At 61.6% G+C, this 25313-nt stretch carries 27 protein-coding genes; 12 read left to right on the top strand and 15 right to left on the bottom strand.

The window, feature by feature from the left end; genetic code table 11:
* Positions 1 to 22 precede the first annotated feature (22 nt).
* From C1922_RS14725 to C1922_RS14705, 5 genes are all read right to left on the bottom strand, one after another.
* Positions 23 to 3088, bottom strand: coding sequence for an efflux RND transporter permease subunit (locus C1922_RS14725; protein ID WP_108750435.1), 3066 nt, complete (start codon positions 3086 to 3088; stop codon positions 23 to 25).
* The gene (locus C1922_RS14720) at positions 3085 to 4197 is read right to left on the bottom strand and encodes an efflux RND transporter periplasmic adaptor subunit (RefSeq protein ID WP_108750434.1); all 1113 of its coding nucleotides are present in this window, start codon (positions 4195 to 4197) and stop codon (positions 3085 to 3087) included. The genes C1922_RS14725 and C1922_RS14720 overlap by 4 nt, the downstream gene beginning before the upstream one ends.
* Before the next feature lie 61 nt (positions 4198 to 4258).
* Positions 4259 to 4885 (bottom strand): TetR/AcrR family transcriptional regulator, encoded by a 627-nt coding sequence (locus C1922_RS14715; RefSeq protein ID WP_108751615.1) that lies wholly within the window; start codon positions 4883 to 4885, stop codon positions 4259 to 4261.
* A 278-nt stretch (positions 4886 to 5163) separates the two neighbouring features.
* Positions 5164 to 5625 carry a DMT family transporter gene (locus tag C1922_RS14710; protein ID WP_108750433.1) on the bottom strand — a complete coding sequence of 154 codons (462 nt, stop codon included), beginning with the start codon at positions 5623 to 5625 and terminating at the stop codon, positions 5164 to 5166.
* A gap of 8 nt (positions 5626 to 5633) precedes the next feature.
* Positions 5634 to 7031, bottom strand: coding sequence for an amidohydrolase family protein (locus tag C1922_RS14705; protein ID WP_108750432.1), 1398 nt, complete (start codon positions 7029 to 7031; stop codon positions 5634 to 5636).
* Positions 7032 to 7173: 142 nt separating this feature from the next.
* Here C1922_RS14705 and C1922_RS14700 point away from each other — a divergent pair, with 142 nt between their 5' ends.
* From C1922_RS14700 to C1922_RS14670, 6 genes are all read left to right on the top strand, one after another.
* Positions 7174 to 8079, top strand: coding sequence for a LysR family transcriptional regulator (locus C1922_RS14700; RefSeq protein WP_108750431.1), 906 nt, complete (start codon positions 7174 to 7176; stop codon positions 8077 to 8079).
* Positions 8080 to 8278: 199 nt separating this feature from the next.
* Entirely contained in the window at positions 8279 to 8902 is a 624-nt protein-coding gene (locus tag C1922_RS14695) for a tyrosine-type recombinase/integrase (RefSeq protein ID WP_108750430.1), read from the top strand.
* Positions 8903 to 9697: 795 nt separating this feature from the next.
* On the top strand, positions 9698 to 10660 hold the full coding sequence (locus C1922_RS14685) for a GlxA family transcriptional regulator (RefSeq protein ID WP_159091996.1): 963 nt from the start codon (positions 9698 to 9700) through the stop codon (positions 10658 to 10660).
* Between the two features lie 108 nt (positions 10661 to 10768).
* Positions 10769 to 11950 carry a M23 family metallopeptidase gene (locus C1922_RS14680; protein WP_108750427.1) on the top strand — a complete coding sequence of 394 codons (1182 nt, stop codon included), beginning with the start codon at positions 10769 to 10771 and terminating at the stop codon, positions 11948 to 11950.
* A gap of 396 nt (positions 11951 to 12346) precedes the next feature.
* Complete coding sequence (locus C1922_RS14675) at positions 12347 to 12601, top strand: hypothetical protein (RefSeq protein ID WP_108750426.1); 255 nt, start codon at positions 12347 to 12349, stop codon at positions 12599 to 12601.
* Positions 12598 to 13020 carry a low affinity iron permease family protein gene (locus tag C1922_RS14670; protein ID WP_108750425.1) on the top strand — a complete coding sequence of 141 codons (423 nt, stop codon included), beginning with the start codon at positions 12598 to 12600 and terminating at the stop codon, positions 13018 to 13020. The genes C1922_RS14675 and C1922_RS14670 overlap by 4 nt, the downstream gene beginning before the upstream one ends.
* 13 nt (positions 13021 to 13033) lie before the next feature.
* Here the strand turns inward: C1922_RS14670 and C1922_RS14665 are convergent, their stop codons facing one another.
* Positions 13034 to 13483: a BLUF domain-containing protein gene (locus C1922_RS14665; RefSeq protein WP_108751614.1), complete on the bottom strand. Its 450-nt coding sequence runs from the start codon at positions 13481 to 13483 to the stop codon at positions 13034 to 13036.
* Between the two features lie 145 nt (positions 13484 to 13628).
* Complete coding sequence (locus C1922_RS14660; RefSeq protein ID WP_234413327.1) at positions 13629 to 14036, bottom strand: BLUF domain-containing protein; 408 nt, start codon at positions 14034 to 14036, stop codon at positions 13629 to 13631.
* A gap of 281 nt (positions 14037 to 14317) precedes the next feature.
* Between C1922_RS14660 and C1922_RS14655 the strand changes: the two genes are divergently transcribed.
* From C1922_RS14655 to C1922_RS14645, 3 genes are read left to right on the top strand one after another with little or no spacing between them, the layout of a single operon-like run.
* Complete coding sequence (locus tag C1922_RS14655) at positions 14318 to 14815, top strand: DUF892 family protein (protein ID WP_108750423.1); 498 nt, start codon at positions 14318 to 14320, stop codon at positions 14813 to 14815.
* A 52-nt stretch (positions 14816 to 14867) separates the two neighbouring features.
* On the top strand, positions 14868 to 15506 hold the full coding sequence (locus tag C1922_RS14650) for a DUF6766 family protein (RefSeq protein ID WP_108750422.1): 639 nt from the start codon (positions 14868 to 14870) through the stop codon (positions 15504 to 15506).
* Position 15507: 1 nt separating this feature from the next.
* Positions 15508 to 16062, top strand: a complete 555-nt coding sequence (locus tag C1922_RS14645) for an isochorismatase family cysteine hydrolase (protein ID WP_108750421.1) — start codon at positions 15508 to 15510, stop codon at positions 16060 to 16062.
* Positions 16063 to 16081: 19 nt separating this feature from the next.
* Here the strand turns inward: C1922_RS14645 and ligD are convergent, their stop codons facing one another.
* The 5 genes from ligD to C1922_RS14620 form a co-directional block, all read right to left on the bottom strand.
* Positions 16082 to 18628, bottom strand: a complete 2547-nt coding sequence (gene ligD / locus C1922_RS14640; protein WP_108750420.1) for a DNA ligase D — start codon at positions 18626 to 18628, stop codon at positions 16082 to 16084.
* A gap of 12 nt (positions 18629 to 18640) precedes the next feature.
* On the bottom strand, positions 18641 to 18817 hold the full coding sequence (locus C1922_RS14635; RefSeq protein WP_108750419.1) for a DUF3606 domain-containing protein: 177 nt from the start codon (positions 18815 to 18817) through the stop codon (positions 18641 to 18643).
* A 64-nt stretch (positions 18818 to 18881) separates the two neighbouring features.
* A complete protein-coding gene (locus C1922_RS14630; RefSeq protein ID WP_108750418.1) occupies positions 18882 to 19385 on the bottom strand; it encodes a hypothetical protein in 504 nt (167 codons plus the stop codon).
* Between the two features lie 10 nt (positions 19386 to 19395).
* The gene (locus C1922_RS14625; RefSeq protein WP_108750417.1) at positions 19396 to 20298 is read right to left on the bottom strand and encodes a manganese catalase family protein; all 903 of its coding nucleotides are present in this window, start codon (positions 20296 to 20298) and stop codon (positions 19396 to 19398) included.
* A gap of 49 nt (positions 20299 to 20347) precedes the next feature.
* Positions 20348 to 20857, bottom strand: coding sequence for a DUF892 family protein (locus C1922_RS14620; RefSeq protein WP_108750416.1), 510 nt, complete (start codon positions 20855 to 20857; stop codon positions 20348 to 20350).
* A gap of 315 nt (positions 20858 to 21172) precedes the next feature.
* On the opposite strand from C1922_RS14620, the gene C1922_RS14615 reads away from it, so the two are divergent.
* Together C1922_RS14615 and C1922_RS14610 are read left to right on the top strand one after the other, a co-directional pair.
* The gene (locus C1922_RS14615; RefSeq protein ID WP_108750415.1) at positions 21173 to 21748 is read left to right on the top strand and encodes a DUF4142 domain-containing protein; all 576 of its coding nucleotides are present in this window, start codon (positions 21173 to 21175) and stop codon (positions 21746 to 21748) included.
* A 2-nt stretch (positions 21749 to 21750) separates the two neighbouring features.
* Positions 21751 to 22032 (top strand): DUF3247 family protein, encoded by a 282-nt coding sequence (locus tag C1922_RS14610; RefSeq protein ID WP_108750414.1) that lies wholly within the window; start codon positions 21751 to 21753, stop codon positions 22030 to 22032.
* 30 nt (positions 22033 to 22062) lie between these two features.
* On the opposite strand, the gene C1922_RS14605 is transcribed toward C1922_RS14610, so the two are convergent.
* From C1922_RS14605 to C1922_RS20565, 3 genes are all read right to left on the bottom strand, one after another.
* On the bottom strand, positions 22063 to 22509 hold the full coding sequence (locus tag C1922_RS14605) for a BLUF domain-containing protein (RefSeq protein ID WP_159091994.1): 447 nt from the start codon (positions 22507 to 22509) through the stop codon (positions 22063 to 22065).
* Positions 22510 to 22589: 80 nt separating this feature from the next.
* Entirely contained in the window at positions 22590 to 24545 is a 1956-nt protein-coding gene (locus C1922_RS14600) for a prolyl oligopeptidase family serine peptidase (protein ID WP_108750412.1), read from the bottom strand.
* A gap of 69 nt (positions 24546 to 24614) precedes the next feature.
* The gene (locus C1922_RS20565; RefSeq protein WP_199912189.1) at positions 24615 to 24770 is read right to left on the bottom strand and encodes a hypothetical protein; all 156 of its coding nucleotides are present in this window, start codon (positions 24768 to 24770) and stop codon (positions 24615 to 24617) included.
* Between the two features lie 201 nt (positions 24771 to 24971).
* Between C1922_RS20565 and C1922_RS14595 the strand changes: the two genes are divergently transcribed.
* Entirely contained in the window at positions 24972 to 25160 is a 189-nt protein-coding gene (locus tag C1922_RS14595; protein ID WP_108750411.1) for a DUF3606 domain-containing protein, read from the top strand.
* The last annotated feature ends 153 nt before the right edge of the window (positions 25161 to 25313 follow it).

Raw genomic sequence — 25313 nt, 5'->3', positions numbered from 1 at the left:
ATAAAGGAGGTCCGGGCCGATGTCAGGCAACGGGTGTATATTCCGCTCGGACCTTAAACCAAATGGCATACATCGCCGGAAGAAAGACCAGCGTCATCACGGTGCCGGCGATAGTGCCGCCGATCAGCGTGTAGGCAAGCGTTCCCCAGAACACCGAATGCGTCAGCGGTATGAACGCAAGCACCGCTGCCAGCGAGGTCAGGATCACCGGACGCGCTCGATGCACCGTCGCCTCGATGATGGCGTGGAAGGGCTCCATGCCTGCTTCTTCGTTCTCATGGATCTGACCGATAAGGATGAGCGTGTTGCGCATCAGGATGCCCGACAACGCAATCAACCCCACCAGCGCATTGATACCGAACGGCTGCTGGAACAGCAGCAGCGTTGGCACCACGCCAATCAGCCCCAACGGACTGGTCATGAACACCATGATCATTGCCGAGATGGACCGCACCTGTAGGATGATGATCAGCAGGGTCACCGCCAGCATGATCGGGAACAGGGGCAACATCGCGCCCATGGCCTTGCCCGATTCCTCGATGGACCCAGCCTGTGCAATGGCGTAGCCCTCAGGCAGTGAGGCAACGAGTGGTTCAAGCTGTTTGCTGATCGCTGCCGATACATCTGGCGGCTGCAATGCATCATCAATGTCACCTCGCACCGTGATGGTGGGCACCCGATCACGACGGCGCAGCACCGGCTCTTCCATCCGAACCTCCACCGAGCCGACCTGGGACAGAGGAACGCGCTGCCCGGCAGAACCAACAAGGGTAAAATCCGAAATCCGAGCGGGGTCTAGACGTGTTTCTCCTCCTGAGCGAGCGACAACCTCAACAGTCCGGATGTCTTCGCGAACAGCAGTGACGGGAACGCCCCTGAGGAAGAACTGCAACTGCTCAGCCACGGACGCCGACGTCATTCCCATCGACTGCAAGCGATCCTGATCCAATGTGAAGTGGAGGGTTGGCGTGCGCATTCCCCAGTCCGTGTTCACCGTGCGCATCATCGGGCTGGCCTGCATCGTCTGCTCGACCTTGGCCGCAATTCCACGGATGACCGTCGGATCCGGGCCGCTGACGCGGTAAGCTACTGGGTAGGGCGAGTAAGGCCCGAACACCAACTGGGTTACGCGCACTCGCGCCTCTGGCGCCAAGCCATCAGCCACTGCCTGGCGAAGCTTTGCCTTCAGGGCATCGCGCTGCTCTTGGCTGTCGGTACGCACCACGATTTTCGCGAACGCCGGATCCGGCAGCTCCGGTGAGATGGCCAGATAGAACCGTGGCGCTCCCTGACCGATGTAAGCCGTGACGATCTTGGCTTCCTCCTGCTGCGAGAGCCATTTCTCCACCTTCTCCGCCGCCAAACTGGTCTGCTCGATGGCGGTGCCATAAGGCATCTGCACTTCAACCAATACTTCGGGACGATCAGAGATTGGGAAGAACTGCTTCTTGACAACTCCCATACCAACAATCGAAAGCACGAACAATGCAATCACCGAACCTGCGGCCAACCACTTGCGAGCAATCACGCGCGCCAGGATCGATCGAAAGCGGTTGTAGCGCGGCGTGTCGTAGAGGCTGCTGTGCCCGCCCTCCACGGCCTTGAACTCAGGCAGTAGCTTCACGCCAAGGTAGGGCGTGAAGAACACCGCAACCACCCAAGATACGATCAGCGCGATCCCCACAATCCAGAACATGTTACTGGTGTATTCGCCGGCAGTGGACCTGGCAAATCCATTGGGCATGAAGCCCACGGCCGTGACCAGGGTTCCAGCCAGCATAGGTGCGGCCGTGTGACTCCACGCGTACGCCGATGCCTTGACCCGGCTATAGCCCTCTTCCATCTTCACGACCATCATTTCGATGGCGATGATGGCGTCATCCACCAACAGCCCGAGCGCCAGGATCAGCGACCCGAGAGTGATGCGGTCAAAGTTCTTTCCGGTTGCAGCCATTACCATGAATACGGCCGCCAGCGTCAGCGGTACAGCAGCCGCTACCACGATGCCGACACGCCAGCCCATGCTTACAAAGCACACCAGCATCACCACCAGCAGCGCGGCGAAGAATTTCAGCATGAACTCGTCGACCGATGCGCTGATGTTCACCGCTTGATCGGTCACCTTATCCAGCGCCATCCCAACCGGAAGCCCTTCATTGATCTTCTTGACCTCAGCGTCGAGTGAGGCACCAAGGTCCAGGCCGTTCCAGCCGTCGCGCATGACGATGCCGATCAGCATGGCGGGCTCCCCGCCGTTGCGGATCATGAAGGTAGACGGATCCTCATAGCCGCGTTTGACGGTGGCGATGTCACGCAATTTGAGCGTCTTGCCCTGTGCAATGACGGGTGTATCCCGGATTTTGTCCAACTGATCCAGGGCGCCATCGAGGCGAATAAATATCTGCGGACCCTTGGCCTCGACCGAACCTGCCGGCGTCAGCGCGTTCTGTCCATTCAACGCCCCGAATACCTCCTGTGGCGTGACACCGAGGTTCGCCAAACGTTCGTGGGACAGCTCGACATAGATGCGCTCGGACTGCTCCCCAATGATGTTGACCTTCTTCACGCCGGGCACGTGCAGCAAGCGCTGACGCAAAGTTTCGGCATCGCGCGCAAGCACGCGGAGCGGTTCGCCCTTCGCTTTCAGAGCGTAGAGGGCGAACGTGACGTCTGCGTATTCGTCGTTAACCAGCGGGCCGATCACCCCTGCGGGCAGGTTCGCCGCTTCGTCATCCATCTTCTTGCGGGCCTGATAGAACTCTTCCTGCACCTGCGACGGCGGCGTGCCGTCCTGCAATGTCAGCGTGGTGAATGATAGGCCAGGACGCGTATAGGTTTCGCTGCGGTCATACCAGCGAAGCTCCTGCAGGCGCTTTTCGAGCTTCTCGGCAACCTGGTCCTGCATCTCCGTCGGCGTAGCCCCAGGCCAAGCCGTCACGATCGTCATGACCTTGACGGTGAACGCGGGGTCCTCAGCACGGCCGAGCTGGAAAAAGGAAACAATGCCGGCAACCGAGACCAGGAAAATCAGAAAGACGGTGATGGCGCGCTCGCGCACCGCAAGCGCCGACAGATTGAACTCGCTCACGGACGGACTCCGTCAGCAGCCTTGTTCTTGCTCGCCTCAGCCAGGCGAACCACCTGTCCCTCGCGGAGGAGATGGGCGCCCAGGGCGGCAACGCGATCAGAGGCTTTAAGGGCGCCCTCGACCACGGCTTTGTCATCGCCCAGCTGCTTGACGACCACCGGCTTCCAGCTGGCTTTGAGTGGCTCACCACTGACCACCCAGACACCGGTTCCGGTGCCGGGATCAAACAGTGCTCCTAGCGGAACCTCATATCCGGCCGAGAGTCCGGCAGACGGCGCGCCCGCGAGCTCGACCGCCACCGTTGAACCCAGCGGTAGCGACGTGCCGTCCGCTTCCAGCGTGTAGCGGGCTTCAAAAGTTCGAGTCGCGGGGTCTGCCGATTCAGAAAGCACTCGCAATCGCGCGGGCATCCTGCCACTTGCTCCAAAAGCGGACGCAAAGGCCACAGAGCCGATCTGAGGGCGCAGCGTCTCAGGAAGCTGGACCACCGCCTCCCGGCTGCCTGCACGGGCAAGCCTGGCAACGACCTGCCCTGCCGCCACAACCTGGCCCGGTTCCGCTGAGATCGTCATGACCACTCCATCCGCATCCGCAGCGAGTGCCGCGTATTGGCTGGCGTTGCGTGCAACCCGAGCCTGTGCCTCGGCCGATTTGACCTGTGCCGACGCGGTGTCTGCCGCCGCTTTGATCTGATCGTAGGCTGATCGGGACACGACGCCCTTTGCCGCCAGATCGCGGTATCGCGCCTCGTCAGCAGTTGCTTGGACGCTCTGCGCACGGGCCGCGACCACCGCTTGCTGCTGGGATGCCGCTGTCAGGTTGAGATCTATCGGATCAATCCGATAGAGCACATCGCCACGCCTGACCGTCTGTCCCGCCTCGACAAGGCGTTCTGTGACTTTGCCTCCCACTCGAAAAGCCAAGTCGCTCTGCACACGCGCGGCGATGGTGCCGGTAAACGTGCGTGCGTTTCCGGCAGCTGGGTCGACCGTCGCGACTCGGACAACGGGGGGCGCGTTACGGGGATCGATGTGGTCGGCCTTACCGCAGGCGACAAGAAAAAGCGGAGCTACAAAGGCGCTGGCTAGGACTACAAATCGGCGACGCATACGGCCTTCCGGGTGGGATATCCGGAAGCATTTTGTTCCTAGTGACCGATGTAGTCAATAGTCACTGTCTGGGGGCAAGACTCCTCAGGACCAGGTCCTGTGTCGCCCTTGGATCCTCCTTGTGCAGGTCCGACAAGTGCGGCAGGGTCACCGGGTTGAGGTAAGGAACCAGCACCTGGTAGACCGAGCGACTGATCTGATCAAGGGGCGTCTTGCTCTCAAAAGCCCCGGAGGCGCGGCCTTCTTTCAGGATTTCTTCGACAAGGTGCCGAATGCGGCTTTGGTAGGCCTGAGTCGACGGCCATTGATCAGTCGCGGCAGCGACAGCAATTTCGTACAACCGGCGATCTTGGACAAATAAGCGAAGGCTGGCGTCGACAATGGCGGTAAAGAGCACGCGCAGTCGCTCCGGAGCAGCCTCAGCCCCCTTGAGCGCGGCATGGACGTCGCTTTCGATCTGGGCGAGGCAATTGGCGCAAATAACCTCGCCGATTGCCTGCTTCGACGCAAAAAACTTGTAGATGTAGGCTTTGGAGAATCCGATGGCCTTGGCTAGGTCGGAGACCGTGGTCTTGTCGTAGCCGTAATGGCTGAAATGCGCCGTGGCCGCATCAATGATCTGGGTGCGTACGTCGTGCTCAGCCGGACCGCGGCCGGCATCAAGCACTGCGGAAGTTGAAGTAGACATGGGGAAGAGAGTAGCGCCGAGATGATACGTCGGCAAATTGTGACCATTTGGGTATCGGTTCACAAACCGCAGCGCACGTGGGCTGGCGGCTCTCGCCGCCAGCGGCCTTGAGCTCAGCTCACGACATGCGTTGACAAGCTACTTCTGGAGGTCACGCGTGCTGCCCGTCCGCTATACCCCAGAAGCCGATTCTTGGCACCACACCACGATATCAATGCGGCAGCAATGCTGACTATGAATGGCGCGTATCACTTGCTGCATCACGCCATCAGTCTGGACTAACGGTCCCCGAACAGGGCGACTACAAGCCCAGCCATCATGACAAGTGTGCCTGCCAGTTTGATAAAGGAAATCGTGCGGTGGGGAGAACCCAGCAGTCCAAAATGGTCGATAACGAGCGAGGACAGCAGTTGCCCGGCGATAACCAATCCAACCAGAGCGGAAATGCCAATGCGGGGTACCAGTACTACGTTGCTGAGCAGCGCGAATGCGCCCATCACGCCCCCCAGCAGCATCCATGCGGGCTGCGCGGGGATGCCCGCGAGCAGGTTCAAGGTGTTACCCCGCACGAGACCAATGATGGTGAGCGACAACAGCCCGACCATGAAGGAGAAGATGGCAGCTGCAACAGGATCGCCGCCCAGGCCCTTTGCCAACTGACCATTGAACGTGGTCTGCAACGTGACGGCCATTCCCGCAACCATTGCCAACGGAAAGGCCCAGGCACCGAAGCTATTCATGTTTACTCTCAGTGATTGGCCAGCACGGGGAAGGACGTGCCGAACACGTCCGGCGCGTAGCCGGCTGCCGAGAAGAGGTGCTCGCAGGACTCGTCCACTGCAGCGCGCAACTTGCCCATATCCAGACCGCACATTTCGCCACCCCGCTTCAGCACCCGGCCGCCGACCATCACGGTGTCGATATTGCTGCGCTCCGCCGCATGCACCACCGTTCCGAACGCATTGTTGGACGGATACAGGTTGATGTCGCTGGTGCGGAACAGCACGATGTCGGCCTGCTTGCCCGGCGTCAGGCTGCCGATCTTGTCCTGCAGCCCTGCGCAGGCCGCGCCATCAAGCGTGGCGGCCTCAAGCAGGCGGTGGGAATTGAGCGGATCCTGTGGGGAGCCGGCACTACGCGGGGGACGTGCATTGACGCGCAGTACGCGCTCCAGGTAATAGGCCACGCGCATTTCCATGAACATGTCACCGCTGTAGGACGTCTCGTTGTCGACGCTGAAACCGGGGCGGATCCCGTGCCGGATCGCCGCATCCCAGGCAAACATGCCGTCCTCGATCCCATAGTGGGCGTCCGAGCGCGGGCAGACATTGATGCGCACACCCGCCTCGCTGAGAATTCCCCAACCCTCATCCTTCAAACAGGTGCAGTGGTTGAAGATATTGTCCGGGCCGAGCAGGCCCTGAGCATGCAGCCACGGCAGCTGGGAGCCCATCTGTTCACCAAAGAATTCGGTGACGATCGGAATCCCCAAGCGGCGCGCCTCAGCCCACAGGTCCGGCTCGATACTGGCCATGGTGGCCAGCGTGACCAGATGGTTGGCCGGGTCCTTGAAGTACTTTTCCTGCAGGCGCGCAAGGTTGCCCGGCCAGTGGTCGCGGTCCCAAGTGCCGGAAACCGGGGCGCCCGATGCATGCAGTGCGCGGATTCCCGCGTCCAGCAGAGCCTCAACCGCCGCATCGGAGTGCGCGGCCGTGCGGCTGTTGTGGGAGTTGTCGATGACCGTAGTGATGCCTGCATCAATTGCGCCTAGCGCGGACAGCAAGGTCCCGACATACATGTCCTGCGGCCGATAATGCTTGGCAAACGAGAAATGCGTGGCGTTGGAGTAGTGCTCCAGCGTCTCGGCGTTTGAGTTGATCCGACGCAGCTGACCCTCCCAGGCGTGGCGGTGGGAGTCCACCATGCCCGGGATGGCGATCATGTCCTTGGCATCGATGACGAGCGCGTCCTCGGCGCTCAGGTTCTCGCCAACGGCAGTGATGGTGCGACCCGTGACAAGGATGTCGCCCTTCACGAGGTTGCCCACAGCCTGGTTCATGCTGATGATGGTTGCGCCGCGGATGAGCGTCTTTTCGGCCGCTTCGGTTGTCGGTTGCTGAAGAATGTCTCGCGGGAGGGTGCTCATTGGGGCAAGCTCGATTTCAGGAATGGCGTGAACTTTATGCCCCGCGCAGACCCTGCGAAAAAGTCATGCTCTTCGTTTTTATTATTCGTAAAACGCGCATAATCAAGATCGAGCTGACCGTCAACCATAGGGTGGAAGCGAAATGGATCGGATTCTGGCGATGCAGGCGTACGTGCGGGTGGTAGAAGCGAAGAGCTTTGTGCGTGCCGCCGAGGCCCTCTCCATCCCCCCCTCCACCGTCTCGGGCTTGATCAAGCGCTTGGAGAAGCACCTGCGCGTCCGCCTGCTCAATCGGACCACGCGGAGCGTCAGCCCCACTTCGGAAGGCGAGCGCTACTACCTGCAGTGCCAGGAGATCCTCAACCAGATCGAACAGGCGGAAACCGGCCTGAAGTCGTCTCCACAGGACCTGCGGGGGCGGTTGAGGATCGATATGCCAGGCGGCCTCGCGCACTCGATACTCCTCCCTAACCTGGACAGCTTTCGCCGTCAGTATCCCGGGGTCCATCTGATGATCGGCGTAGGTGACCGGCCGGTCGACCTCGTCCAGGAGGGTGTGGACTGCGTGATCCGGACCGGGCCGCTGGAAGACTCCAGCCTCGTAGCCCGGCCGCTGGGGAACTTCCGCTGGATCACCTGCGCCGCGCCAAGCTATCTGGAGGCGTATGGCGTCCCGCGATCACTTGAAGACCTCGCCGGACACCGCGCGGTGCACCACTTTTCCTCTAGTTCGAGGGGCGGTGGCAGCCTGCTCTTCTCAGCTGATGGGAAGACACAAGTATTACCTGTGGAGGGCTCGGTCGCCGTCAATGAGACCGAGCTCTATATCAAGCTGTGCATGAAAGGATACGGCCTGGCACAGTTGCAAGGCGTACTGGTCGAGAAGCAGTTGCAGGATGGCACTCTGGTTGAGGTGCTTCAGCGGTGGCGTCCGCCGTCGGTGCCGGTCTCGATCCTGTACCCGCACCACCGTTATGGATCGCCCATCGTCCAAGCATTCATAGCTTGGGCTACAGAGCTTTTCTCCGCCAAGAGCGAGAAATCATAGATCGCGAAGTCAGCCGTGGCGTCCAGAGATTTCGAGGCAGTGTCGAGCATCTATCTCTCCGATGGACTGCTAAAGACAGCGTTTCTCTAAGACAGATGCCTCCCGGAAGCCGCCGGGAAAGGCCTCCGCTTCCGGTCGCATCACGCCTTGCTTCTAGGCTCGGGCGAAGCCTGACCAACCCCTTCAACAGGAGTAGGTCATGGCAATTATTCACACACACCAGCCCCACGAGCCCTGGAACAAGGGAAAGCTGATCGGCCAGAAGGTGCCGCTCAAGCTGAAAGATATCTGGGCCATCCGGATCAGACTTCAGCTTGGCCACAAGGTTCGAGATCTAGCCCTATTCAATCTGGCAATTGACTCCAAGCTCCGCGCCTGCGACTTGGTGAAACTCCGAGTGTCCGATGTATCTCACGGCAGGCAGATGGCTTCGCGAGCTATGGTGATGCAACAGAAGACCGGTCGCCCTGTCCAGTTCGAAATTACCCAATCGACTCGCGAGGCTGTACAGGCTTGGATCACTCATGCTGACCTGAAGGCCTCGGACTTCCTGTTCGCGACCCGCGGGTCGGACTCGCCCCACCTTTCGACGAGACAGTACGCCAGGATTGTCCACCGCTGGGTTGAGGAAGCTGGTCTCGAGTCGGGTTCCTATGGCACGCACACGATGCGCAGGACAAAAGCTTCGTTGATCTACCGCAGGACGCGAAACCTCAGGGCTGTCCAGCTATTGCTTGGGCACACGAAGCTCGAGAGCACCGTGCGTTACCTAGGCATCGAGGTCGATGATGCCCTAGAGATTGCCGAGCAGACTGATGTCTGAGTCCACAAGGGTCGCTCCTTGTCCATCGAAGGTCGAGGAGCGGCCAGAAGAGGACATCAACCAACGCCTTATTCAAACTGACCCGGAAAGCGGGTTCGGCTCGAATTAGCCGTCATGGGGCTATTGCAGCGCGATCTCTGCGTTGCTCACTCTTGAATCCAGATCACTTGCCGCTGAGTCGACTCTGTAGGCTGCAGCCTGGATGTCCGGCACAACATCCTGCCAGTCATCGAAGCCGAAGCGGCTAGTGATCGACAATAGCTCGGACGATGCTGATTGGACCTCGCGAGACTGTAGAGCTACATCCGCGAATGCTGATTGGCTTGCCTCAATTGTGTCCCGGGCGTCCTGTAGCTCATCCTCCAACCGCGCCACTCTACCGTGGGAGTCAGAAAGCTCCGCTTGAAGGTCTGCAACTTGACTCTCAAGATCGTCGACCCGAGCTTGATTACAGCCAACCAGTGACAGAAGGAGAGCAGGCGCAAGAATGAGCCGACGCATAGTTCTATTAATCCTGACCATTTAATAGCGGGATCCCTGGGTCCGCTTATACCATCCAGAACGCACCTTATGGTGGCCAGAGAGCCTTGATCACACCGCCCTGACCGCTCAGAGCTCGTGAGTCGCCTTAGCCACCGATTGGCTCACCAGCGTCTGCTAACGGCCATCAGCGGACATTTCTCGCTCACAAGAGCCCATTGAACGTGATTGGCCGCATGCGCATAGAATGAGTGCCGGAATGCCGCTCTCGAAGCTCGGCCAGTCATGGTCCAGACACCTACGCGCACTATCTGCATGCTCATCTACGCTGGTGCCCAATCGCTGGACATTAGTGGCCCGGTGGAGGTGTTCGCACTGGCCAGCCGTCAGGCCGAGGAAGACAGCACCGTTACCAGACCGCTGTATGCGGTAACGCTGCTCGCACTGAACACAGCGCCCGTAGTGACCTCATCCGGCATGCGCCTGCTCCCCGATCTGGCGTGCGCCGATATGCCTCCCGGCACTGACACCCTGCTGGTGTGCGGCGGTATGGGTGACGCGCTGGATATTGCCCGGGCAGATCATGTGCTGGTCGCGTGGCTGGGCAAGGCCGCATTGCAGGTGCGGCGGGTGGCCTCGGTGTGCAGCGGCGCGCTCCTGCTGGCCGAAGCAGGGGTGCTTGATGGCCGTGAGGCAACAACGCACTGGAGCGATGTGCGCGAACTGCGCGAACGCTATCCGAACGTGCGTGTGCAGGCCGATGCCATCTATGCCCACGATGGCCACGTGTGGTCGTCGGCTGGCATCACGGCTGGGATGGACATGGCCCTCGCCATGGTCGCCGAGGACCACGGGACGTCGCTCGCACTGAAAGTGGCCAAACGGATGGTCATGTCCAGCAAGCGCTCTGGCGGGCAGAGCCAGTTCAGCCGGCAGCTGCAGTTGCTGGATCTGCCTGACCAGTTCCAGAAGCTGGCGCAGTGGATGCGCGAGAACCTGCAACTGCGCTTGAGTGTGGACGAGCTCTCGCAGCGGGTACATATGAGCCCCAGGCAGTTCAGCCGGCGATTCGTAACCGCGTTCCGGCTCACCCCACAGAAGTATGTGGAGCAATTGCGGATTGAAGCTGCGAAACCACTGCTGGAGAGCACACGCAAGGATATTCAGTGGGTTGCGGGTGAGTGCGGGTTCCGGTCGGTGGATGCACTTCGGCGCGCCTTTGCCCGCCAACTGAGCCTGACCCCAGGCGAATACCGGGCCCGGTTTGGCACCCTTTGACGTGTCCTGATACGCCGGGTCGATGTCCGCATCCGCCCTGAGGACTCGGCTACGTTATCGCCCTCACATCTTGGACGCCTGATTGCGTCCTCCGCCTCAGGAAACCTAGTGATCAGCCCCGCCCTGCTTCGCCTCAGTTTCATTGCCGGTCTCAGCGCCGCCCTGCCGTTGCTCGCAGCGCCCATTGAGCAGCTCCCCCTCCCCGCCGGCTGCCAGGTCGCCCAGCGCATTATGGAGGCGAGCCCAGCGCAGGAGGCTGCCGACGCGGCGTTTCCGCCGGTGCAGCTCGACATCCGCACGCTGTTCGAGCCCAGTGCCTTCAGTGCCGGCGGCTACCACTACCTTGTATACGAGTTGCAGTTGCAGAATCACTCCGAAAGCGCGTTGCACATCAACGCGCTGAACATCCTGGCCCCCAGCCCTGACGGGGGGGACCTGTTGCTGAGACTTTCGGGGCAGACGCTGCTGGACCAGATGAAACTGACAGGTAGCGGCTCGATCGATTCAGCGCATACGCTGGAAACGGGCCGTTCCCTCACCGCCTTTCTCTGCGTTGCGTTCAACGAAGGGATGCGGGTGCCCGACGAACTGCTGCACCGGATCGTACTGGACGGCGCAGTGGCCGAGGGACCGTTGATCGGCACCCGGCATGATGTGGTGAGGGTGTTGGCGAGCCCGGTGCTTGGCAAGGGCTGGCTACCGGACAACGGCTTGGCGCTGGATCGCCACCACCGACCGGGGCTGATGGTAGCCGGCGGGAGGGCACAGATTTCCCGCCGGTATTCCATGGACTGGAAACGCAGGATCGATGGCGAGCAGCTGAGTGGCGACCCATTGAACGTTCGCAGTTATCACGCCTACGGGCAGCCGGTTTACGCCGTGGCCGATGCCATGGTGGTCCAAGCAAGAGACGGGTTCCCGGACAACATTCCCAAGACGCCAGCCGGGTTCACCCCCGCCGTGCCGCTGAGCATGGATTCGTTGGCGGGCAACACCGTGGTATTGGATCTGGGAGGCGGTCAGTTTGCGCACTATGCGCATTTGCAACCCGGCAGTGTTGTCGTCAAGGTGGGGCAGCGTGTGCGGCGCGGCGAGCCGCTGGGGAGCATCGGCAACTCAGGTGACGCTAGGTGGCCACACCTGCATTTCCAGGTAACTACGGGGCCGGGCATCATGAGCAGCGAAGGGGTGCCATTTGTGATTGAGCGATTCCGCGCTAAGGGACCTTCAGGTGATTGGGGCGTCAGGCGCGAGGAGTTTCCGTTGGCTGAAGGTGAGTTGGATCTTTGATGGTGTCGGCGAACATTCCTAACCCTAGAATTGGATAGCAGCTCCTCTGCACTAGCCTTTGGCCCAATGTCCGCTATCGGCCAGAAGGGGACATCCGCGCTATCCGCTATAACGCGAGTGCTGGCCCCACGCCACTGGAAACCATGGACTCATCGGGTCGCACTGCTAATGCCAGCGTCACTGGTCAGCACCGATCTTGCGCTGATCAATTCAGTCCTGCCGAGCGCGGGCGCAGTGTGTCCATCTAGACCCGGGTACCATCGAGAGGCCAAGTGTTAACGATTGCTGCCTGAAGGCTTGACGCCACGTTGCCTTCTCTTTGATGCAGCCGATCACGTCGCTGTTTCTATGCTGGTCATGCCACCTGAACACTGGCGCATAACCTGGAGACGCACCATGCAACGCGATAAGAAAGACCTTCCCCACCCAGATCCGGAAGCACGGGCTACAGATCCCGTTAGCCCGCTGCGGGCGAAACTGCATAACCACCGCAATCATGATGAAGCACTGAAGGAAACCTTCCCCGCCAGCGACCCCATCTCTCCGTTCGTCGCCGCGCCAACGCCGGAAGAGCAGCAGAAGCGCCTCGATGAGCGGGTGAAGTTGCCAGACCGGCGCACGGATGAGGGGGCCGCGGGAGGTGACCAATGATCCGGCCGCGATTTGCGCGCGTCGCGTCCGCGACCGCACGATTGTCCGGCAGCCTGGGAGCGTTTGTCGCCGCGCTGGGCGTGATCATCATCTGGGCCGCCAGCGGGCCGGCATTCCACTTCAACGACACGTGGCAGCTGGTGGTGAATACCGGTACCACCATCGTCACCTTCCTGATGGTGTTCTTGATCCAGCATACGCAGAACGCCGATACCGCTGCGTTGCATATCAAGCTGGACGAGCTGATCCGGGTCAGCAAGGATGCCAACCAGGAGCTGTTGAATCTGGAGTCGATGGAGCCGGCTCACCTTGAGGAGATCCGCCAGCGCTACGAGGCGCTGGCGAAGACGGCGGCGGATATCAAGTCGAAGAAGGAGCGCTGCATGCCCTGCGAAGGCGGCCCGGTTGTCCGCCCCTGAAGAGCACGTCGATTTACGCGGCCGATGTATACGGTTGAACCCACGACGTCAGAATGTCCATTGCCGCTTCGGCCGCCTCCGCATCTCCGCTGCGCTGCGCGAAACCGGTCCAGTCAGCACGCGCCAGCCGCTCCAGCTCATCGGGCTGCATCGGGAGCCAGCGCATCGGCCAGAACGGCAGGCGCCGGCTTCCCACCCTGCCGCGGTGCAGTTCGATGAGCCCTGTGTGGCTGGAGGCACCTTGTACCCGCGAGTACGCCACGCTCAAGCCGTCTTCGGGTCCCTCCATGTACTGGAGGAATCGGAGGCCATCGAACAGCAGTACTCCGGTGACGCCAGCATCACGATTGAACCGTGCGGCGTCGTCAACCAGTTCGTCCAGCTTTCCACTGCCCAGGCCCAACGTGTCACCCGCAACGGCTGGGCCCGCTTCGCTGATGTATGCAACGGCCCTGATAGGCATCGGCTGCTCTGTTTTTGCGAATCCCCCCGGAATCCCCCCAAGGATAAGCCTGATGCGAGGAAGGCGTGTTCCGATCGCGTGCATTCGCCGGGTAGATCACGTTCGGTCCGATCAGCGGCATTCAGCGCGTGCCAACGGGGACGTGCTACTGAGGCCGTGCGAGGTAGGGATGCAGATAAACATGAAGACGGTCCATTGCAGTGGACCGTCGCGGGGACGGGTGGGTTGATCTGACGAACCCCGTCCAGTCAGCACAGGCAACCGAGCGCAGCTGACTGGGATCGGCCAGGAGCCAATGCATGGACCAGTAAGGCAGAAGCCTGCTGCCAACGGTCCCACGCCCCAGTTCCACGATCTCGGAGTGGAAAGCCGACGAAAGAATACGTCTGTAGGCCAGCCCCACGCCCTCCTCCGGCCCCTCGATATATTGCAGGAAACTGACGCCATCAAAGAGCAGCACGCCGGTCACCCCAGCCTCCAGGTTGAAGGCGGCCGCACGCTGAACCAGCGAGTCCAGTTCTTCGCGGTTCCAAGGCTGCCTCGCCTGGCTCATGTAGCCGACTGCTCGAAAGGGCACACTGTTCTCCTCAAGGAACCAGCACCATAGGGCACCCCTGAGAAGCGCGGGGTGACGGATTTCCCAGCTCGGTACTTCCGCGGGGCACCTGCGCCTGTTTCATCCTTTGAGCCAAGCCCCTCGTTTCCCTTAACCGGCCAGTCTCAAACGGAACCATCACGGGGGATCACATTGCCTCGGCGAGACCTTGACGCTTCCATTGACGGATCTGGATGCATGGTGGGCTTTCCCTGACCAGTATCCGAAAGGAGTGAAAGATGGCCATCAAGACCGCAGAAGAACTGTTCGTCCACGAGCTCTCGGACATCTACAGCGCCGAGAAGCAGTTGACCAAGGCGCTCCCCCGTCTTGCCCGCGCGGCAGCCAACCCGGATCTCGCAGCTGCTTTCGAAACCCATCTGGAAGAGACCCAAGGTCAGATCGAACGCATCGACCAAGTGGTGGAAGTGCTGGGTATCCGTCTGAAGCGGATCAAGTGCGCGGCCATGGAGGGCCTGGTGGAAGAAGGAAAGGAAGTCATCGATTCCATTGAAAAGGGCCCCGTCCGGGACGCCGCACTGATCGGCGGTGCGCAAAAAGTGGAGCATTACGAAATCGCGTCATACGGCACCATCGCGGCCTTGGCCAAGCAGCTCGGCTACAAGGATGCGTTGCCGTATCTGCTGGAAACCCTGGAAGAAGAAAAATCCACCGACGAGAAGCTGACACTACTGGCGGAACAGGGTGGCAACCAGGATGCGGCAGAGGCTGCCTGACAGGACCCGTAGTTGGAGCGGGCCTCCGGGCCCGCCTCTCAGGAGCGGAGAGATGTGGCGTCGCAACGGCTTGTCTCTGGTACTGCTGGCATTGATGGCTGTTTTTCTGGTCGCCCAGGCGCTGACCGGATGGCAGGTCCACAACGAAGAGCTGTCCCAGCACGGGGCTCACACGCTTGGGTTGCTTCCTTACCTGGCCACCGGCCACTTCAGCAGCGCCACGTTTGAGAACTGGGAAAGTGAGTTCCTGCAAATGGGCATGTACGTGCTGCTGACCGTACGCCTGCGGCAACAGGGCTCGGCGGAGTCCCGTCCTCTGGATCCCTCGCAGGAGCAACCTCGGGTTGAAAAGGGCGGAATACCCTGGCCTGTCCGACGAGGCCGTGTCTGGAAGCGCCTCTATGAGCATTCGCTTGCGATCGCCTTCTTCGCCCTGTTTGCAATGTCCTTTGCGCTGCATGCGCTGGGAAGTTGGCGCGAAAAATGCGACGAGGAGCGTCTGCAGGGGATGCTGCCACCCTCGTTCCTGGACCACCTCTTCAGCAGCGACTTCTGGTTCGAATCGATGCAGAACTGGCAAAGCGAGTTTCTGGCCGTGCTGGCACTTGTGGTTCTTACCATCTTCCTGAGGCAGAAGGATTCGCCCCAATCCAAGCCCGTAGAGGCGCCTCATTCGCAGACCGGGGATTGACATGTCCACCCCAGCCCTTGTGATCGTTGACATGTTCAGCCGCTTCGACTTCCCCGATGGAGAGCGCCTGGCTCCCGTCGCCGTGGAGGCCGCGCACGCCATTTATTCGATTCGGCAGGACTTTGATGAAAGGGACTGGCCTGTCATCTACGCCAATGACAATTTCGGGAACTGGAAATGTGGTTTCCACGAGCTGGCCGACCAATGCCTGCAGACGCCGGGAATGCCCCAGGAAATTGCCCGCACACTGCTGCCCAAGCCAAACCACTACTCGATACTGAAACCCAAGCACTCGGCATTTCTGTCTACGCCCCTGCAGATCCTGCTTCAGAAACTGGAAGCGGGCCCCTTGGTGCTGACAGGGATGGCGCTGGACTCGTGTGTGCTCGCAACGGCCATCGATGCGAATTCAAGAGAGTACGAATGCCTGGTGGTGGAACAGGCGGTGGCCTGCCTGCCCGAGCGCAGAAGCCCTTCCCTGGATGTGCTGGGCCAATCCGGTGCAGCCCGCGTGGTCTCCGCGGGTTCGCTTCTTCCAAGCTTGGGCTTCACCTGATCGGCGTGGTCACACGCAATTACTCTTCTCGAGCCCAGCGGGCCAGGTTCTGGCGCAGCGAATCAATACCTTCCCATGGATCCTTCCGCCGGCGTCTCAGCTTGGCCGGGACGTCCCTGATCGTGAACGCATCGGCACGCTTCAGCTTTGCCAACTCGGTCCATGCCAAAGGCATGGCCACCGGCGCGCCCGGTCTGCCCCGCAGGGAGTAGGACGCCACTGCGGTGGCGCCTCGACCGTTGCGCAGGTAATCGACAAAGATCCGTTTGTTTCGCAAGGCCTTGGTGGCGGTGGCCAGGAACCGCTGAGGTTCCGATTGCGCCAACGCGTCGGCGAACCCTTTGGCGAAGCGCTTGGTCAGATCCCAGTCGCACCCTGGGTTGAGCGGCACCACGACATGCAGGCCCTTGCCTCCGGATACCCGCAGGAAGGACTCCAGTTCCAGTTGGGCCAGAAGCTTCCGGATATCGGTGGCAGCCTTTTTGACTTCTGCGAAGGGCACGTCCGGGCCTGGATCGAGGTCAAACACCACCCGGTCGGCCCGGTCGGGCGCTTCGGCATGGCTGCCCCACGGGTGGAACTCCAAGGCATTGAACTGGACCAGCTCCAGCAGGCTGGCGGCGTCGCGCACCACCAGATAATGAGCGTTGATGCCGCTGTCCTCCTTCAGCTTGACCGCATCCACCAACTCCAGCCCGGCAGTGTGGTGCTTCTGGAAGAAGCAGGGCTTACCAGTGCCGGCGGGACAGCGAATGATCGACAGCGGCCGGTTGATTACCTCTGGCAGGAGGTGATCCATCACCGCGGAGTAATAGTCCCAGACGTGCTGCTTGGTATAGCCATCGCCGGGGAAGAGCACTTTGCCGGGGGAGGAAAGCTTGGGCGGCGCACGATCGGCCGGGGGCTTTGCGGCGGCCTTGCGGGTGGAGGGTGCCGTCGATGCTCGCTTAACCCGGACAGGTGTCCCTTGTACGGCATGGTCCGAGTCCAGCAGATCGGCCACCTCCTTGTCGGCGCGTACGGCTTTCAGCGATGCCTGCCGCAACAGCTGCTGCCCGCCTATTCCCCGGTAGAAGACCTCCACCACGAACCGCGGCTCAAACCACTTCGCGGCCCGCAGATCCGTGTCCTCGGTAGTAACGTAGGCCGTGGGCTTTTTCCCACCGCCTTGGATCTTTTCGCTGATTTCCTTGATCAGCAGGTCGGAAAAACCAGAGCCCACCCGCCCCACGTAAAGCCAGCCACGCTTGGCGTCGGGCTTGGCCAGCAGGAGCGAACCGAAACCGCTGCGGCTGCCTTTGGGCGCCGTGTAGCCGACCACCGCAAACTCATCGCTGGCCAACTGTTTGGTCTTGCGCCAGTGGTCGCTTCGGCCACTGTGATAACCGCGGTCCGCCCGCTTGGAAATGATGCCCTCGAAGTGATGCTCGCCGGCCATCCGATAGGCTTGGTCGCCGTCGCCTTGGACGTGAGAACTGAAGGCCAGGTGGCCGGTCTGGCCCTCCAGCAGTTCCTGCAGCAGCGCTTTGCGCTCCACCAAGGGCGCGGCGGCCACGTCCACGCCATCGATGTGCACCAGGTCGAACAACGCGTAAGCCAGCGCCCCTTGGCGCTCTCCGGACAGCGTCGCCTGCAGCAGATTGAAGTCCTCCTTGGTGCCTGACCCGGCGATGAGTTCGCCATCCAGCGCAGCGGAGGTGAGCCCCAGCGCTGCGATGGCATCGCGTATCTCGGGGACCTTGTCGGTCCATTCCAAGGCGTTGCGGGACCACAGCCGGACGGCGCCATCGGCCACCGTGGCCAGGATTCGATACCCGTCCCATTTGATCTCATGGACCCATTGATCGCCTTGGGGTGGCGCCTCCCCCAGCTTGGCCAACTGGGGCTCGAAGGGACCCGAGGGAGCGGCAGCCTTCTTCGCGTTGGACAGGGACATGGCCTTTCTGGCCCAGTTCTTTCGGCGCGCCCTCTTGGCGGGCACGGCTTTGAGCTTCTTCTTGTCCGCCTTTCCTCCACCCGCCCGCTTCCGGTCCTCTGCAGGTGGAGCAGACACGTCGGCCAGCAGATCGTCCGCTTCGAGATCGCTGGCGAACGCATCGTCGTCCTTGAACAGCAGCCACTGCGGCTGACGCGCTGGCTTGCCGGATCGAACCAGATGCCAGCCGCCTTTCAGCTTGCTACCAAACAGCTCGAAGCGCAGGTGGCCCTTGGCAAGCTGAGCCTCCGGGTCGCCCTGGGTCGCCCAGACGCCTTGATCGAACTGGGCCACGTGGCCGCCACCGTATTGCCCCTTGGGGATTTCGCCTTCAAAGCGCGCGTAGTCGACGGGGTGGTCCTCGACCTCGACCGCCATGCGTTTGACCTTGGGGTCGTAGCTGGGACCTTTTGGAACCGCCCAGCTCTTCAGGGCATCGCCCACCTGAAGACGGAAGTCGTAATGCCTCCGGCTGGCGTGATGGAGCTGGACGACGAATATGGCGCGCTGCCCCTTGGGCAGCGCTTTGCCAGGCTCCGGCTCCCTGGTCTGGTCAAAACGGCGTTTGCGGCGGTATTCGACCAAGGACACGGTGAATCCTCCTTACTTACCCAAGTGCTCGCGAACCGCTGCCGCCGTGGGGCCCACCTCTTTCACCGCCGCTCGAAGCTCATCGGCGGATACGCCCAACGCCTTGGTCCAATACTGCAGTTCGTAATCTTCGTTGACGTTGATGCGGTCGCGGTCGGCTGCGCCGGTTTTGGTCTTGTCATCTGCCATTGTCGAATCCTCACATCTTCGTTGTGTCAGGTAGGGAATGCGCCCCTGCTTCGCCAGAGGCTTGTCAGTCACTGTGCCTTGCCGGCCACGCAGCGCGGAATTCAGCCATCCACGGAAGGAGGACCGTCGGCAACGTGGGCAGAACGAGGGCTACCCAGACCCATAGGGGCTGGGGTTGCCACGTCAGTGTCCACGTCGGCTCCGCGGTCCACGCGGCGTAACCGACGAAAGTCCAAGGAGCAATATCGAGGACGCTGTGCACATGCTGCTCCAGTGGAGTGACACGTCGTTCCTGGACTGCCACCACCGTGTCGGCGTAGGCGGCGGCCGCGTGCGCGGCGGCAATGCACCCTAGCAGGGCTGCAACGGCCCGGGAACTGTCCAACGCCGCCCACAGCAACACGCCCGCGCCGACAAGCAGCATTTGAAGGCCGTGCAATGCGCTCTCTCTCAGGCCCGATGTCAGGGCCAGAGCCGTGCGGCGATGAATGGCAAAATCCATACAGCCAAAGACCAGCCACACGAGGTAGATGACGTATGCCAGGCCTTGGCTGTTGTGCGCCCACATATCAGAGGTTTCACGGCTCGCGAGCCGGGCTCCTCGTCGCACCTGCACCCTCGCCGGTGGAAAGCTCTGCGCCCGTCAGCGGTTCTTCTTCAGGGTCTGAAAGAGTGCGCAGGCTCACTGCTTCCAGAGCCAGCGTCTCACGCTCGGAGAGGCCGACCCCACAGCTGCCGTCTCCACCGTCCAAGGCTGCCTGGGCATCACGATCGCTCACGCGCTCCCACAGGTCCCCGCTGTTCCAGCTGCCTTCAACGTCGCCCTCGCCTTGGGACATATCCATGTAGAGATCGGTGAACGCGGGATCGCCGGGCATTTTCCCAGGCGGGAAATTGGGGCGAATGCTGTAGAGAGCTTTCTCAAACGATTTCTGATGGGCGATCTCGCGCGTCATCAGGAAGCGCAGCGCGTCCTTGATACCTGGATCATCCGTCACGTTGATGAGGCGTTCGTAGACGATCTTCGCCCGTGCTTCGGCAGCGATATTGGATCGAAGGTCCGCCGTCGGCTCGCCGATGGAGTCGACGTAGGCCGCATTCCAGGGCACCCCGCTGGAATTCACCAGCGCGGGGCCGCCGCCGTAGAGAATCTGCTGGGTGTGGCTGGTGCTATTGCCACCCAGGTTACGCATGTCTTCGGCTTCGGCCATGCCTTCGGACTGAACCGCCTTCGGGCCTTGATTCAGCATCGAGATGATGGTGCCAATGATCTCCAGGTGGCTGATCTCTTCGGTAGCAATGTCGAACAGAAGATCTTTCCGACCCGGATCCGTCTCGCCGAGGGCCTGGGTGAAATAGCGCATGGCGGCGGCAAGTTCGCCCTGTGGCCCGCCGAACTGCTCCAGCATGAGCGTGGCAAGCGCGGGATCAGAGCGTTCAACCCTGACGGTATACATGAGCTTTTTATGGTGCAGGAACATGATGTGGTCCTCTGGCGATGGCTGGGAGGTGCAATGCGCGGACGCGCGTCTACTTCTTTGCCTCGACGCCCGGCGTGGCGTCACGAACCATGAACTCCTCGGTGATCTCAGGAAGGTGGGCTGCCAGCCAGTCGGCCATGGCTTCTTCCTGCACAAGGATCTGCTCGCAGACGCGCGCGGTTTCCGCGTCGCCTGCAGTCTTCGCTGCGGCAATCAGCGCCGTGTACGAAGCAATCTCGAAGTGTTCAAAGACATAGCCGGCCATCGCGCCTTTGACGATCTCATCCGATGCCGTCATGCCGCCGACGGCCTGACCGAAGGCAGCCATCTTTCCGATCACGTCCTTGAGGGTCGAGGGCGAACCACCCAGGCGCGTGATGCAGCCCTCCAGCAGCTCCCGCTGGCCGATGGTTTCTTCGATGTGTTCTTCGATGCGTGCCTTCAGCACCGGGTAGTGCTCGATGCGCGAGGCCTGTCCCTTGAGCATGGTTTCGGCCTGCTGTTCCATTGCGTGCGCATCGCGCAGCCAGTCCAAGAGGTTTTCTTTGAGCTCTGCCATGGATTACTCGCTTCCGTTTGGGGGAGACCCACCGTATCGGCGGTCACATGGTGCTGGGGCGATGCGGGCGTGAAGGGTCGCGCGACGCCTATGTGAAGCAACAGCAAACCCCTATGTCGAGCCTGCTAAGCCCGCGTCAGGGTTGGCCACTGCAGGTGAAGGTCAGCCTGCGTCCCAGAGCGGGGCCAGGCCGAGCACTTTGTTATCGCATGGTCGTTCTTCCCGCCGTAAGTGGCCGCAGCCCGTGATGTCGGCGTCTCATAGCCATCGCCTGTCCTGCGTCACGCTGCGGGCTCTTCCCGAGGAGACACCGCCATGCGCACAGCATCCGCCCGACCGCTCTTTGCATTCCTGGCCGCAGCGCTCATCCTGCCTGGCATGACCGTCCAGGCCGAGTCAGCACCCGCCCCCACCGATTCAGAACAGTCCGCAACCACCCCCGAAACACAGGCTTCCGCACTTGGTCTGCTCTCAGCAGTAAACAACGGTGAAATCAATACCGGCCAGCTGGCTTTGTCACAGGCCACCGACGCACGAACCAAGCGCTATGCCCAGCACATGATCGACGAACACACAAAGAACAACAGCAAGCTGGGGGTTTGGCCTGTGGATGCGCGATCCGCGCCCGCCCAGGCAAAGACCGCTGAAGCCGAGCGTACGCTGGTAGTGTTGAAGCAGGCCAAGGGCCCAACATTTGACGGCGCCTATCTGAAGACGATGGTGCGCGACCACCAATCGGCACTGCAGATTCTGGACAGCACGCTGCTGCCGGCGACCCGGGATCCCGCAGTTATCGCTTTCCTGAAAACCACGCGTTCCCATGTGCAGGATCACCTGCAGCAGGCGCAGCAGCTGCTTGCGGAGATCGATGGCAAGGCTGAGGTGCGATAGCGATGACCAGGCCCATCCAGCGCGTGCACACCGACCAGCCCACCATCGAGCGCCTGAAGGCGCTTCAGCGAGAGCTGGAAGGCGAGATTGACGTCGAGCTACACCTGTTCGATGGCCGGGTCTTACGTGGCGTGGTGCCTGAAAGACCTGCGATCATGCAGTTCATGGACCACAGTGGCCAGGAAGGAACCAACGGCATCGTGAGGCTCGACGTCGGCGACGGTGGCGTTCATCTGATTCTCATGGATGAGATCGAGCACGTGGAGCGGCGGGGAGTGACCTGAGCAGGGACCAGGTGAGGGCGGCGCAGCCAGCTAGGCGATCTGCTGGAGTGGCAGGACGCCGCCTTCGCTGCCGATCAGTCCGAGGAGCCTGTCAATGGCCGTGCCGCTGCGCCCTACGCCTTGGCGGGTACGCACCAGCGCGCTCCAGTCGGAGAGCACCAGCTCGCGCAGTGCGGGAGGTGTGGTCGGCGCCAGTCGCATCGCCCAGTTGGGGAAGCGCCGCGCATCAATCTGGCCTCGTGCCAGCTCCATCATTTCGTGGTGGGATGTGGCCGCGCAGATGCGCGCGTATGCGTGCCGGAGGTCGGCCTCTGGCCCTTCGATGTACTGCAGGAAACGCAGACCATCGTGAAGGAGAACCCCGGTGATGCCCCGCTCGTCATTGAACGCAGCAGCATCCCGGACAAGTGCAGCGAGGCGGTCTGGCGTAAGCGCAGAAACAGCCTGGCTGGCATAAACGATTGCACTCAGTGGCATGACTATTCTCCCTGGATCTTTCTGCATACAGCTCTTCGACATGCGACTCAGCCCTCACGGGGAGGCACTCATCTGCCATTTCAATGTGCGCTGACTGCGCGCGCCTGCCGCTCGCTTTCCACCAGAAACTCGACGATTCGCTCGTGGTAGTCCAACCGATGGGAGGGCCGACCGGACGCGGCCATTCCATGGCTTCCGCCCGGATAGATGACCATTGCCGCGCTTGGGCAACCCAAGCGCAGCATGCGGGTGAACAGTTCTTCCACTTGTCCTACCGGGCAACGCTGGTCCTGGTCACCGTTGAGTAGCAGAATTGGCCGGGTGACCTTGCCAAAGTACTCAACCGGCGACAACGCATCATAGCGTTCGCGCACCTCGTCGATTTCCCCTCCCATGGCATAGGGGGCGACATAGTAGCCACTGTCTGACGTGCCGGCATGCGATGCCATGTTGGCAACCGGAGCACTGATGACAGCGGCGCCGAAGCTGGGATCATTGGCAATTGCCCACGCACTGAGAAAGCCGCCGTACGACTTGCCAGCGCAAGCCACGAATGCCCCCACGCGACCGCTCTTCCGCAGTGCGCCCACGATCGCCTGCACCTGCGGAAAGTCCAGCGTGCCCCAACGACCGCAGAGCCGCTTGGCGAACGAGTCACCATATCCGGACGAACCAACGGTGTTGGGGGCGATCACCCGCCAACCGCGCGCAACCATGGCATAGAGGTACACATGGCTGGCAAAGTCCATCAATGCGACACTGTGGGGTCCGCCATGCATATCCACCAGCAACGGGAGCTCATCGCCCTGCCTGTCCCAAGGGCTGAACACCCAGACGTCCACCGCCTCACTACCGCCCTCCCCGTCCGGTACGTCGAACCGCTCGCGCGCGCAGTGCATGCGCAGCTGTTGAGTGAGTCCCGCGTTGAGCACCGTGCTGCAGCACGACGGACGCGCGGGCTGCCAGGAAAGCAGATGCAGCTCGTCCAAGCTGCACCACGTGCTTAACACACACGCCGGGCCAGCGCCGCTGGCGGCGAGCAGGCTCAACTGCGCTTCGCCGAGGTCGCGTAGCACCGGATCTGAGCCGTCAGCGTTGATGTCCAGCAACGGAAAGAGCCCCTGATGGCTGGCGACAGCCGCTAGGCGCTCATCGTCCGGCGCCCAGATGATCTGGCCCGTTTCCAGCGGGTGCGGCCCCAGCGGACCCGCGATGGTCCGGTCGCCATCCCACACATGCAGGTAGCTTGCCGAATCGCCCTCGACCTTATTTCCGGCGAAGGCGAGCCGTGAACCTGCATTGGACCATACCGGCCCAATCACGGTGGCCATGTCCTCGGTCACTGCACGCGGCGATCTCCCGTCGTCGACCACCCACAAGTTGCTGCGATGGCGCTGCGCACCCTTTCCGCGGGCAACATAGGCCAGCCGGCTGCCATCGGGCGACCAAGCTCCCGAGCTGACGTCGTAGTCTCCGCTGGTGAGTGGCACGGGAGGCGTGCTGCCATCAATACACAGTTCGAAAAGATGGCGCCGATGGCCGACGGTGTAGCCACTCCCATCCAGCTTGAAAGGCGCATGCCGGATGACGTGAGGGCGGGCTGGGTGGTCGACGTTGTCGCGTGGGTCCTCAGCGTAGGGCAGCGACACCAGCGCCAGCAGTCGCCGCCCGTCAGCGGACCATTGCAGCAACTGCGCCACCTGAAGGCTGTCCAGATTAGGCACAGGCCAAGCCTCCCCTCCTGCCGGATTGATGAGGTACGGAACAGGCCGCTTTGCGCCCTGGCGCTGCGACAGAAACGCGATCAGGCTGCCGTCCGGCGAGACCCGGGGTGACGAAACACTCCCCTCATGGGTGAGCCGGCGCACTTGGCAGTGCTGGGCGTCGGACCGCAGCGTCCACAGCGCGGAAGCATAGCCGTCACTTGCGCGGTCTGGCTGCGACGTGCAGAAGGTCAGGAGATCCGTGGTCGGCACGCCATCAAGCGCAAGAATCTTCGTGTGCTTGTACAGGTCGGAGAGAGAAAGCGCTGACATGGTGTACTCCTTCACGAATTCAGAAACCGGGTGCCCCGCCCGCCCCGGGGCACCGGCCGTGCTGTCGCCTCAGCGCTCGTTGCGCTCGTCACGCTGGGCCTGGCGGTTGTCTTCCTGGTTGCGCTCGTTCTCGTTTCGCTCGTTCTGGTTGTTCCGCTCATTCTCATTGTTGCGGTTGTTCTCGTTGTTACGCTCGTTCTGCTCGTTACGGTTGTTCTGGCTCATGTCTGCATCCTCGTTAGGCCCACCGGAGCAATTCCTGCGGGGTGGATGCACGATGCACCCAGGCTGCGGTTGTCCGCGTCTGACGTGCGTATGACAGTCGTGACGGCGGCGGCTGACCTTGTGCACGCCGCCATCGCGGCTCATCCGCCCAGCCATCCTTCTAAAGGGAATAGGCTGTACGAAACGCCGAGAGGAACCGTCATGACGCAGATCCGCAAAACCACGCCGGGTGGCAAGCCCAAAGACCCCGACCGCATCAATATCAATGAGGAATGGGAGTTGCGCTATTGGGCGCGCGAACTGGGTCTGCGCGAAGATCAGCTCAAGCGCGCCGTGGAGGAAGTTGGCTACCTGACCACGGAGCTGCGCCGATACGAGCCCCCGCACTGATCAACAGTACGGCCTCCGGCACGGGCGGTGTGCAGGAGCCATGACGGAAAAACTCATCAATGCCGACGTGGCGTTGGCGGAGCGAGCAACACGAGTCTACAGGCAGGTCTGCAGTATGTCCCCGTCGCCAATCCGGCGGCGTAACCCACGGAG

Origin of the sequence: Stenotrophomonas sp. ZAC14D2_NAIMI4_7, assembly GCF_003086675.1 — a bacterium.
GTDB lineage: Bacteria > Pseudomonadota > Gammaproteobacteria > Xanthomonadales > Xanthomonadaceae > Stenotrophomonas.
The sequence above is the reverse complement of the archived record's forward strand: the minus strand, read 5'-3'. Positions and strand labels throughout refer to the sequence as shown.